Annotated in this window: 10 protein-coding genes and 1 pseudogene; 5 read left to right on the top strand and 6 right to left on the bottom strand. The window is 62.0% G+C overall.

Annotated elements, in window-relative coordinates:
* Window positions 1–101 precede the first annotated feature (101 nt).
* The 4 genes and pseudogenes from DES41_RS37325 to DES41_RS37310 all read right to left on the bottom strand — a co-directional run.
* Window positions 102–323: pseudogene (locus DES41_RS37325) on the bottom strand (FAD-dependent oxidoreductase); the annotation flags it as partial.
* A gap of 32 nt (window positions 324–355) precedes the next feature.
* Window positions 356–1,285: a glycine/sarcosine/betaine reductase selenoprotein B family protein gene (locus tag DES41_RS37320; RefSeq protein WP_114472744.1), complete on the bottom strand. Its 930-nt coding sequence runs from the start codon at window positions 1,283–1,285 to the stop codon at window positions 356–358.
* Window positions 1,282–2,154 carry a Bug family tripartite tricarboxylate transporter substrate binding protein gene (locus DES41_RS37315; protein ID WP_170168418.1) on the bottom strand — a complete coding sequence of 291 codons (873 nt, stop codon included), beginning with the start codon at window positions 2,152–2,154 and terminating at the stop codon, window positions 1,282–1,284. Before DES41_RS37315 ends, DES41_RS37320 begins: the two co-directional genes overlap by 4 nt.
* A 235-nt stretch (window positions 2,155–2,389) precedes the next feature.
* A complete protein-coding gene (locus DES41_RS37310; protein ID WP_114472742.1) occupies window positions 2,390–3,436 on the bottom strand; it encodes a YeiH family protein in 1,047 nt (348 codons plus the stop codon).
* A gap of 145 nt (window positions 3,437–3,581) precedes the next feature.
* On the opposite strand from DES41_RS37310, the gene DES41_RS37305 reads away from it, so the two are divergent.
* Window positions 3,582–4,544, top strand: a complete 963-nt coding sequence (locus tag DES41_RS37305) for a LysR family transcriptional regulator (RefSeq protein WP_114472741.1) — start codon at window positions 3,582–3,584, stop codon at window positions 4,542–4,544.
* 19 nt (window positions 4,545–4,563) lie between these two features.
* Here the strand turns inward: DES41_RS37305 and DES41_RS37300 are convergent, their stop codons facing one another.
* A complete protein-coding gene (locus tag DES41_RS37300; protein WP_425466422.1) occupies window positions 4,564–5,139 on the bottom strand; it encodes a cysteine dioxygenase family protein in 576 nt (191 codons plus the stop codon).
* Window positions 5,140–5,352: 213 nt separating this feature from the next.
* Between DES41_RS37300 and DES41_RS37295 the strand changes: the two genes are divergently transcribed.
* The gene (locus DES41_RS37295) at window positions 5,353–6,402 is read left to right on the top strand and encodes a TauD/TfdA family dioxygenase (RefSeq protein WP_170168416.1); all 1,050 of its coding nucleotides are present in this window, start codon (window positions 5,353–5,355) and stop codon (window positions 6,400–6,402) included.
* Between the two features lie 27 nt (window positions 6,403–6,429).
* On the opposite strand, the gene DES41_RS37290 is transcribed toward DES41_RS37295, so the two are convergent.
* The gene (locus DES41_RS37290) at window positions 6,430–7,335 is read right to left on the bottom strand and encodes a LysR family transcriptional regulator (RefSeq protein WP_114472739.1); all 906 of its coding nucleotides are present in this window, start codon (window positions 7,333–7,335) and stop codon (window positions 6,430–6,432) included.
* 146 nt (window positions 7,336–7,481) lie between these two features.
* Between DES41_RS37290 and DES41_RS37285 the strand changes: the two genes are divergently transcribed.
* The 3 genes from DES41_RS37285 to sorU all read left to right on the top strand — a co-directional run bounded on the left by DES41_RS37285 (window position 7,482) and on the right by sorU (window position 10,145).
* Complete coding sequence (locus DES41_RS37285) at window positions 7,482–8,450, top strand: Bug family tripartite tricarboxylate transporter substrate binding protein (protein ID WP_114472750.1); 969 nt, start codon at window positions 7,482–7,484, stop codon at window positions 8,448–8,450.
* A gap of 106 nt (window positions 8,451–8,556) precedes the next feature.
* Window positions 8,557–9,789 carry a SorT family sulfite dehydrogenase catalytic subunit gene (gene sorT, locus DES41_RS37280; RefSeq protein ID WP_114472738.1) on the top strand — a complete coding sequence of 411 codons (1,233 nt, stop codon included), beginning with the start codon at window positions 8,557–8,559 and terminating at the stop codon, window positions 9,787–9,789.
* Entirely contained in the window at window positions 9,786–10,145 is a 360-nt protein-coding gene (sorU, locus tag DES41_RS37275) for a SorU family sulfite dehydrogenase c-type cytochrome subunit (protein WP_114472737.1), read from the top strand. The genes sorT and sorU overlap by 4 nt, the downstream gene beginning before the upstream one ends.
* The last annotated feature ends 81 nt before the right edge of the window (window positions 10,146–10,226 follow it).

Here is a 10,226-nt window from a genome sequence, read left to right as displayed (position 1 = left end):
AAGCTGAGGCAAACTACTACAACCGACTCGGAACCCCATCCGATAAGGCCGTCTTACTTTAACTAAACAGCCTCCGCGAAACCCGGGGCGGTTCAAAGTGCTGCCGCTTCACGGACTGCTGAACGGCCAGCGGAAGCGAAGCTGTAAATCTTCTTTGGAATGCACCCTACGTTGACGCAGGTTCCGCCAAGCGCTGAGACCTCGGCCATACCGACTTTCGCTCCAGCCTCGGCGGCCTTCCTGGCAGCACGAACGCCGCCACTGCCACCCCCAACCACGTAGAGGTCAAAGTCGAACCCGGTCTCGAAGTCACATGCGTTCATGAAAATGTTCTCGTCGATCCTGGTAGGGGGTCTTAACGGCTAGCAGCTTGCACATGGAGCCGTTGGTCCGCGGGAATGTTCTCGACATTGGAGAAGTCGCTCTTCCATCGAGGGTCGTCCGACCAGCGCAGCGGGGATTGCACCGTCGTGCGCGGCGCGCGTGCGCTTTCGAGAAGGTCCAATGCGCGGCCGAGCGTCTCGATCTGTGATTCGACGTCTCCTGGGCGACCGGCGCCGTTGCCGAGGGGAAAGTCGCTGAAAAGCGCCCGCGGCACTCCGACATGCTCGACGATGTCTTTGGCGCACGCCATGATGACCGTCGGGATGCCCGACTGTTCCAGCATCCGTGCCACCAGGCTAAGGGTCTGATGGCAGATCGTGCAGTTGGGGATGAGGATCGCAGCATCGACCTGGTCTTCCATGCAGAGGCGCAGCACTTCGCCCGCGTGAATCCAGATGGTGGTTCGCGGATCACGCACCGTTGGAACGCCGAAGAAGCGAGGCGCCACACGGCCGACACGGCCAGCGCTGGCAGCCGCGCGCAGAGCATCAAGGGGAAACCAGCACCGCGGATCCTCCATCGAAGTGTGCTTTCGATCGATCCCAACATGGGACACCCGCAGATCCGGATCGTTGGAGGTGGGGCTTGCGTATACCTCGAAGAACTTGGCCTGAGCGTTGTAGCGCGAACCTGGACCCTGATCGCCCTTATCCGGTTGATAGTGCGCAGCGGTGGTAATGAGGGCGATGGAACTTGCAGTCAACGGCTTGCGCAGCGCACTGAAGGGGACGTCGCCGAAGTGCGCCCACACGTAGGGAGTGCCGCCGCCCACCGCAAGCTTCCAGTCTCGCAAACGCTGCATGTAGGGGACGGGCGCATCGATCGCCGCCAAAAACCCCAGCTCCTCAGCGACGGTCGCGGGCGGCTCGGGATTTGGATCTGGGTGGGTCTCGGCGTTCATATTGGTTCCATGCCGGCGGCGCGCGCGACACGCGCGAACCGATCGGTCTCTGTTTGGATGAAGGAGGACAGCTGCCCGGGGGCCAGCGGCATGGGCTCGCCGAGAACGGTCTTGTGGATGTACCCGATCGTTCCTGGATCTCGCAAGGTGGCACTGATTGCGTCGGTCAACCCTTGTGCTGTCTTTGCGGGGGTCTGCGGGTGAGCAAAGAAGGCTGTCCAGCCGTAGTGGTAGTACTCCGGATAGCCCAGCTCCTTGACCGTAGGGAGATCCGGCAGTTGAGGATGACGTTGCTCGCTCGTGATGGCCAGTGCGCGAACCCGTCCAGCCTGGATGGAAGGCATCGCGCCGCCGTACTCCAAAACGGCCGCGTCCATCTGTCCTCCCATCAGGTCTGCGAGCAGTGGTGCTTGGCCGCGATAGGGGACGTCCGTGAACTTCACGTTGGCCAGACCTGCTAGGTATTCGGCCGCCAGGCGATAGCCGGGCGAGTAGGAGCCGACGGAGACATGCGCCTGTTTTGCGCGAGCGACCAACTGCTCGAGACTCGTGATCTGCGAGCCAGGATGAACGGCAAACACCGACGACCCTCGATAGACACCCGACAAGGGCAGGAAGTCTTGCGCAGGCTGGTAGCCCAGGTTCCTGTAAAGGACCGGGTTGATCGCCATGATCGAGACGTTTCCTAGGAGAATCGTGCTTCCATCGGGTGGCTGCGATCTGAGGGCCTGGACCGCGATGACACCGTTGCCACCGGTCTTGTTGTCTACGATGACCGGCCGCCTGAGCGAGACGCTAAGGCGCTCTCCAAAGTGGCGAGCGATCACGTCGGCCCCGCTGCCCGAGGTGAATGGGCAGATGATCTTCAATGGCGCTGAAGCGTGCGCTGGTCGCGCGCCCCATAGCCCGGCGGCGACCACCGCTGCTGATCCTGCGGCTGACTCCATTAGCTTTCGCCGGGTCACTGCACGTTGCGCGGGGCCTGACTGAGTGAACATTCTTGGTTGTCTCCTTGGTGTTGCGGCGGCGACCTCCAGCCTGATGGTGGATTGGGCGCGCCGTGTCGTGGCAGGAAGGGCTGGCTCCGGTCAGCTTCAGCGCCGTTCAGAGCACGAATGACATGACCCAGTGATTGACGAAGGCGCCGCCGATCACGAGCCAAGCGAAAAGGATGAGAGCGAGCACGAGGGGCTTCGCGCCCGCTTGGCGGATGGCTCCGACGCGCGTCGAGACGCCCAATGCCGCCATGGCCATCGCCAGGAGGGCGGTATCGACCACGTTGATGACGTCGTTTGCTGCAGCGGGCAGAAGGCGCAGGGAATTGAACAAGACCACCGCGACGAATCCGACAGCGAACCAGGGGATCATGGCCTTTGCGCTGCCGCGCCCACTTTCAGCGTCCGGCTGCCGAGCCAGCCATGCCGCGATGCAGATCAGGAATGGTGCCAGCATCATGACGCGGACCATCTTGGCGATCACTGCGGTATCGGTTGCTTCGACGCCGATGCTTTTCCCGATAGCAACGACTTGCGCCACTTCGTGGACGGTGGAACCTGTGTAGATGCCAAAGCCTGCTTGTCCGCCAGGGATCAGCTGCCATTGCTCGTTGAGCGAGTAGAGAAAGGGATAAAAGAAGATCGAGATGGTCCCGAAAACCACGACGGTTGCGATTGCCACGGCGACCTGATCCGCGCGCCCTTTCACCACAGGCTCTGCCGCGATCACTGCTGCAGCCCCGCATACCGAGCTGCCGATGCCAATGAGCATCGATGTTTTCCGGTCCATGGCCAGCCAGCGTGTCCCGATCAGGCATGCCAGACCGAAAGTCGATCCCAGGATCACGGCGTCGATCGCGATGCCGGCCCAGCCGACATGGCCGACATCCTGAATCGTGAGACGAAAACCGTAGAGCACCACACCAAGCCGCAGCAAGCGCTGTTTGGAGAAGTTCACCCCTGGAGCGAGCGTTCCGTGCCACGGGCCCGGCATCAAGTTGCCCAGTGTCATGCCGAGTACGATGGCCAGCGTCAACGCGCTGAGACCATGGCTCTGCATCCATGGCAGGCTGCTCAGCGCCATGGCAGATGCGGCGATCAGGGCGGCTAGCGCAAGGCCCGGCAACATCCCGTTCAGGGAAAGGGGCGAGCGCATCGGGGGGGATCCTGCGGAGCCAGTGGACATCGTAGACGTTCAAAAGTTGAGATTAGCTTCCCAAAGTTTCTGATCTGAGGTCTAATCTGTCCAACAACTTGTGTCTGTAATCTCAAGCAATCGAATCGCTTGTCAGAGGCCATCCATGCGGTTGACGTTGCGCCAGCTTCAGATCTTTGTGACCGTTGCCAGAACGGGCAGCACCGCTTCGGCAGCCCAAGCTGTTTCGCTTTCCCAGTCGGCGACCAGCTCCGCGATCAACGAACTTGAACGGCTCCTGTCGATGCGGCTGTTCGACCGCAACGCCAACCGTCTGGTGCTCAATGAGAACGGCCGTGCCTTGCTTCCCATGGCGCTGGCTCAGTTGGATGGAGCGCAGCAGATCGAGCGGCTCTCCGAGGAGGGAGCACTGTGGTCGGCGTCCTTGCGCATTGGGGCGAGCACGACCATCGGGAACCATGTGCTGCCCAAGTTCCTCGCGTCATTCATGCACCACGATCACGCTCAGATGGGCGCGGCGTCGATGCGGGTCAAGATTGGAAACACCGATTCCGTCTGCGAGTCGCTGGACGGATTCGAGATCGATGTCGGTCTGATCGAGGGGCCGTCCCACCGCGCCGACCTGGTCGAGACGCCTTGGCTGCAGGACGACCTGGTGGTGGTCGGTGCGCCTCCGTTCTCAGCGCCCGGCGACCGACCGACGTCGTTGAGCGAGTTGGAGTCTTTCTTGTGGCTGCTGCGGGAGCCTGGGTCTGGCACGAGGGACGTGACCGACCAGCTTCTTGGTCCGCACTTGCGGATGTTTCGCCGCAGCATCGAGCTGGGAAGTTCCGAGGCGATCCTCGGTGCTGCGATCGAAGGCATAGGAGTCGCCTGTCTATCGCGGTGGGTAGTGAGAGACGCCTTGAGCGCTGGCAAGCTGGTGGAAATTCGCAGCACGCTGCCAAAGCTGTGCCGGCAGTGCTACATCGTCACCCACGCGCGCAAGCAACTGACCAATTCGCTGCAGCGCTTTCAGCAGATGGCCATGGCATGGAGCCTTGGCGATTCGGCGTGCGGTTGCACCGCGTCTCAAACACCGCAGGCCGATGAGGTGCAAACGAACTGACGCCTCACCCCGTTCCGGATCATGCGTTGGCGTACCCGGAAACAAAGGATTTGCGCGTGCCAACCTCGGGGCTGTAGACGTGTCGGTCGATTTTGCCGATGTTGCCGCCGTAGGCGTGAATGCTGATCGACGCCCGGTCGTCGTATGCGTTCCGCACGCGATGGATGTCGCCGATGGTGGGCGACACAAAGCCTACCTTGCCCGGAGTCAGAACCGACGCCTCGCCTCGGGGGTTCAGTTGGAACCTCGCGTCCGCGTCGAAGTGCTCGACGACTTCTGCGCCCCGCAGCATGCCGATTACGCCCCAAACAAGATGATCATGAACCGGGGTGGATTGGCCGGGGCCCCAAACGAAGCTCACCACACTGAAGCGATCGTGCGGATCCGCGTATAGCAAATATTGCTGGTAGTAGGTCGGATGAGGCTTCGCGTGCGCGTCCGAGAGCCAGTCGTCCACGGAAACCAGGCGCTTCATGCTCTCGCCGACCAAAGCCAGCAGTCGATCCTCCTGCCCCTCGGTGCTCGCAACCACTTCATGAACTTCGCGTACGAAGCGGTCAAAGCGAAGGTTCCCTGCACCAGCTGGCGTGCTCACATGTCTCTCCCTGCGTTTCAAATTGGCCCGACCATCGAATGTATCAGCAAATTCAAAAGATGGGTTGCAGATCCTAGAAAATGAAACTTCTGCGTACGGCCGGGGAGTCGTCGTTCGCGATTTTCGAACAAGTGCGATCAGATAGTTTCGCTTTCATTCCCCGCTTGGCGTCCATAGAGTCGTGGCATGTGTCCCACGTTGCAAGGAGAAAGCATGACCGATACAGCAGTCTTGGAAAGGGCCGCCACGAGCACGGCAGAACGCGTTCTTGAGGACGCAGAGAGCGGGTACAGCCCTCCAGATTTGAGCCGGGTGAAGTTGTCCGGTGACGTGGCCTGGAGCCGCTCGTCTCTTCAATCCGGAGACGGGCTTGTCACCCTGACCCCGCAGGTCCTGCAAGAGCTCGATGGCCTGGTCGAGGAGCTGCGGCGCAACCCGTTGCCCACTGAACTGCTTGCCGTCGAGGACTTCGGGCTTCCTGAGTCCCGCGCACTCATGGCGCGTTGCCGGGAGGTCCTGCAGGCGGGTGTGGGCTTCATCATCATCGATCGTCTTCCGATGGATCGCTACACGGTTGACGAGGCTCGCTCGGTGTACTGGCTCCTTGCGCAGATGGTCGCGCGGCCGGTGGCTCAGAACTGGGCGGGCAAGCTGATCTACGACGTGCGAGACCTGGGCAAGCCCCCTGGCGATGGCGTGCGGCCTGACATCACGAACGCGGAGCAGAATTTCCATACCGACAACAGCTACAACGTCTGTTCGCCCGACTATGTGGCTCTCCTTTGTGTTCGCCCTGCCAAAGAGGGCGGCGTCAGCAGCATCGTCAGCTTTTACACCGTGCTGGACGAGATGCGCCGACGTCACCCGGAGAAGGTCCTAGAGCTGTTCAAGCCTTACCTTTTCGACCGCCAGCGCGAACACGCGCCGGATGCCCCGCGCCTCATTCGCCATCCACTTGTGAAGACGGTGGGAGAGGAGTTGCTGTTCCGGCTGTCGCACCGCCATGTGGTCACCGGCCACAAGATGGCGGGGGAGCCGATGGCTCCGGCAGCGCTTGACGCTCTCGAGACGTTCGAAGCCCTTATGCTGGATCCCAAGTTCACCCGCGACTTTCATTTCGAGCCTGGGCAGATCCAGATCGTGGACAACCGCCGGTGCGGCCACCGTCGAACCGGCTACGTCGACTTCGAAGATTTCGAGCGGAAGCGGCACCTGATTCGGCTGTGGCTTCGCAACGGTGGGCGCCGCTTCTACAACGGCTAAGCGACCGCCAATCAGTGTGGATCGTTGCTATTGAGGGGCGTGCGGGAGGGCGTGCGCTCTCGCCAGATCAAGCAACGCATCCGCCACATCGGGCTTGCGGGTCTTTCTGTAGACAAGGCTGAACTCAACGCTCGGAAACTCGGGCTCGACGTTGAGAACCGTTAGCCGACCATCGTGCAGCCACTTCTTGAACCCGTTGACCGGAAGGAGGCTGACACCAACGCCTCTGGCTGTCAATTCGGCCAGGACCGCCATCTGATTGCACGTTACCAGCGGTTCGAACGGCACGCCTGCTTCGGAGAACCAGTCCTGTAGTTTGGAGTGGTGGAACGAATCCTCGGCGAACGTGAGCACGCCCATGGTGCTCAGGTCTGCGGGCGAAAGGGGGCGGTTGCCTGAGGCTGAGGGAGCCTTGGCCGCGGCGCCTGCCTGCATCCAGACGAAATCGTCGCTAGCTACGGGCTCGACGTGCATCCCAGGATGTGACACCGGTCCCGCTATGACAGCGAGGTCCAGCTTTCCGCTCGCCAAACGCGTGAGCAGCGAATAGGTCAAGCCGATGTCCAGCTTGAAGCCGATGCGGGGATAGACCCCATGAAGCGCATGGAGTGTTGCGGGGAACCAGGTCATAGCGACCAGCCCAGCGACGCCGATGCGCATGACGCCCGTTACCGCCGGGGACGACCTCAGGTCCTGGGTGAGCGCCCGGGTGTATTCCACGAGATGCCGCGCGCGGCCGTAGAACTCCTGGCCCCTGGAAGTGAGGCGGGCTCGGTGAAAGCTTCGGTCGAACAGATCAGCTCCCAGAAAGCTCTCCAGTTCGCGAACTCTTGCCGAGATCGTGGAAGGCGAGGCGTTCAGGTTCTTTGATGCAGCCTGAAAGCTGCCAAGTTCCACGATGCGGACAAAGCTCTCGAGTTGCTTGATGTTCATGGCGACCGTGCCGTGGAGGATGAATGCGAATTCATGGGATGCGGTTGACAGATGTTAGGAAACATCGGCATCATTGGCAACAGAATAGGAATGGCATCCTAGCAAATGGGATGCATTGGGCGACTACGTCAATCAAGGGGACAAACATGAAGCGCAGATTTTTGGTCGGAGCGGTCGGAGTGGCATTGGCCTGCAGTGGAGCGGCGGCGCTCGCGCAAAGCTGGCCCACCCAGCCAGTTCGCATGGTGGTCCCGTATCCGCCTGGCGGCGCGAACGACGTGGTGGCACGCATCTATGCGCTACATCTGCAGCAGGCGCTTGGGCAGCCGGTGGTCATCGAGAACAAGGCGGGGGCCGGCGGACAGATCGGTGCAGAGAGCGTGGCCCGCGCTGCGCCGGATGGCTACACCGTCTTGTTCGGCGCGATCGGAAGCTTGGCGATCCATGCAGTGATCCCCTCGCAAAAGCCGCCGTACGAGTTGTCCAAGGCGTTCGTGGGCGTTTCGATGGGCGCCAGCGTTCCCCTGGCCCTGGCCGTTCGGCAAGGATTGAAGGTTGCTGACGTCAAGGCACTGGCCGACGCTGCGCGCGAGAAGCCCGGCAAGCTGACCTACGGATCCGCTGGCAATGGGTCAACGCAACACATGACGGCCGAGTACTTCCGCCAGAGGACATCCACCGACCTCGTGCACGTGCCCTACAAAGGCAGTGCACCCGCGGTCAACGATCTGCTTGGTGGGCAAATCGACTTGGTGTTCGAGACGCTTCCCGCGCTGTCGTCTCAAATGTCGAGTGACAAGATTCGCCTGCTTGCGGTAACCAGTCGCCAGCGGGTGCCGGGACTGCCGGAGGTGCCCACGGTGGACGAAATGGGCGTCAAAGACTTCGAGGTGGTGACCATGTACGGCCTGCTCGCTCCCAGCGGCACGCCCAAGGACATCGTCGAGAGGCTCTCAAGTGCCATGCGGACGATCGGGGCCCGGCCTGATGTGAAGGCCCAGTTGGCCAAACAAGGCGCTGAAGTCAAAACCTCGACCCCTAACGAGACCGACCAACTGCTTCGACAGGAGGTCGAAAAATGGTCCGTCGTTGCCCGCAACGCAAAGCTCGAGTGAGAAATCCGGGCCTTTCGATGGCTGCGGTGGGCTGAGCGGATCGCTGAGCCCATTTGCACTGCGACCAGCGCCCGGCGCTTTTTTTTTACTTCTTGGAGAACACACGATGAACCTTGCGACCGCGCCAGTGCGGCGCCGCAGCATGTTGGTCAAAGCAGGAGCCGCCATGGCCGCCGGTGTAAGCGCGGCGGGGTCCGCTGCCTTTGCGGCAAACCCTGCGACTCCGGTCCAGACGCCAGGCGCCGGTGCCAAGCCCCTGCCCACGGCGGTGCAATGGAAAGACGCATCCAGCCTGATCGTGCACAGCAGCACGACCGTCGAACTCAAGCGAGGCAGCTTTGGGAGCAGCGGTATCACTCCAACCGATCGGCTGTACCTGCGCAACAACCTTCCAACGCCGGACGCATCCATCATGGCCGAACCAGAAGCCTGGGAGGTCAGCGTGGAAGGCGTTCGCAAACCCAGGACGCTGGACGTGCGCACGCTCAGAACCCTTGGCGTGGAAACCGTGGCCATGGTGATGCAATGCTCTGGCAACGGCCGCGCATTCTTCCCAAGCAAACCAAGCGGCACACCATGGCAGGTGGGCGCTGCGGGTTGTGTCCTGTGGAGCGGTGTGCCCGTCCGGGCAGTGGTTGAGGCCCTTGGCGGTCTGGCTGACGGGGTGATCTTCATGACAGGCACCGGGGGCGAGAAGCTTCCGGAGGGGCTGGATCCCAAGAGCATCGTTGTCGAGCGGTCGGTGCCGATCGCAGCCATGGGCGATGCACTGTTGGCTTGGGAACTCAACGGCTCGCCGATCCCGTTGGCCCATGGAGGCCCGCTTCGGTTGATCGTGCCTGGCTACACAGGTGTCAACAGCATCAAGTACATCCGGAGATTGGCGTTCTCAACCAGGGAAAGCGATGCGCACATCATGTCGCACGGCTACAGAATTTCCCCGCCTGGAGCAAAGGGTGATCCGACTCAGCCTTCCGTCCAAGAGATGTCGGTGAAGTCCTGGATCACTTCGCCAGGTGCCGATGCTGGGCAGGTGCGGTCGGGGCGCACCCAGATCCAAGGGGTCGCCTTCGGCGGGCTTCATGCCGTATCCAAGGTGGAGGTCTCGACCGATGGAGGCGAGAACTGGCAAGTTGCACGGCTCGTGGGCCCCGACCTAGGCAAGTACGCGTGGCGCCAGTTCGCCCTATCGGCCAACTTGCCAACTGGCACGCACACCCTCGTCTGCCGCGCAACCGACCAGGCGGGCAACGTTCAGCCACGGGAACGAATGGAGAACGCGGGCGGGTACAACAACAACAGCTGGGCCGATCACGGCTTGAAGGTGGTGATCGCATGAAGTGCCTCTCTGTGCTCCAGTTCCAACGCATCGCTCGGGGTGGCGCCATCGCCGCGGTCGTCGCAGGTGCGTGCTTCCAGGCGCAGGCTGCCGACGAGGCGCAGCTGAAGCTCGGCAAGGATCTGTTCAGCAAAGGAAGCGTTCCCGCGTGCGCTGTCTGCCACACCCTCAGGGATGCGGGCGCGGAGGGAGCAATCGGCCCGTCGCTGGACGAGGTCAAGCCGGTCGCATCCCGCGTGGCCACAGCGCTGCGCAATGGCATCGGTCAGATGCCTTCGTATGCGGGACGCCTGGACGACAAGCAGATCGCTGCACTTTCGGCCTACGTGGCCAAAGTCACTGGCGCCGCCAAGTAGGTCAGGAAGGGCGCGCGCATCAAGGGCGTGGCGCCGCACGCATCCGAGGCCTCGGGGGCAGGCGGCGGTCCGAGCTGGCAC

Source organism: Pseudorhodoferax soli, assembly GCF_003337555.1.
GTDB lineage: Bacteria > Pseudomonadota > Gammaproteobacteria > Burkholderiales > Burkholderiaceae_C > Pseudorhodoferax > Pseudorhodoferax soli.
This window is presented reverse-complemented; position numbering and strand designations above follow the sequence as displayed.

Bases quoted from the DNA above. Each gene is read 5' to 3' on its own strand.
- DES41_RS37320 (WP_114472744.1), bottom strand. From the start codon at position 1,285: ATGAACGCCGAGACCCACCCAGATCCAAATCCCGAGCCGCCCGCGACC.
- DES41_RS37310 (WP_114472742.1), bottom strand. From the start codon at position 3,436: ATGCGCTCGCCCCTTTCCCTGAACGGGATGTTGCCGGGCCTTGCGCTA.
- DES41_RS37305 (WP_114472741.1), top strand. From the start codon at position 3,582: ATGCGGTTGACGTTGCGCCAGCTTCAGATCTTTGTGACCGTTGCCAGA.
- DES41_RS37295 (WP_170168416.1), top strand. From the start codon at position 5,353: ATGACCGATACAGCAGTCTTGGAAAGGGCCGCCACGAGCACGGCAGAA.
- DES41_RS37290 (WP_114472739.1), bottom strand. From the start codon at position 7,335: ATGAACATCAAGCAACTCGAGAGCTTTGTCCGCATCGTGGAACTTGGC.
- DES41_RS37285 (WP_114472750.1), top strand. From the start codon at position 7,482: ATGAAGCGCAGATTTTTGGTCGGAGCGGTCGGAGTGGCATTGGCCTGC.
- sorT (WP_114472738.1), top strand. From the start codon at position 8,557: ATGAACCTTGCGACCGCGCCAGTGCGGCGCCGCAGCATGTTGGTCAAA.
- sorU (WP_114472737.1), top strand. From the start codon at position 9,786: ATGAAGTGCCTCTCTGTGCTCCAGTTCCAACGCATCGCTCGGGGTGGC.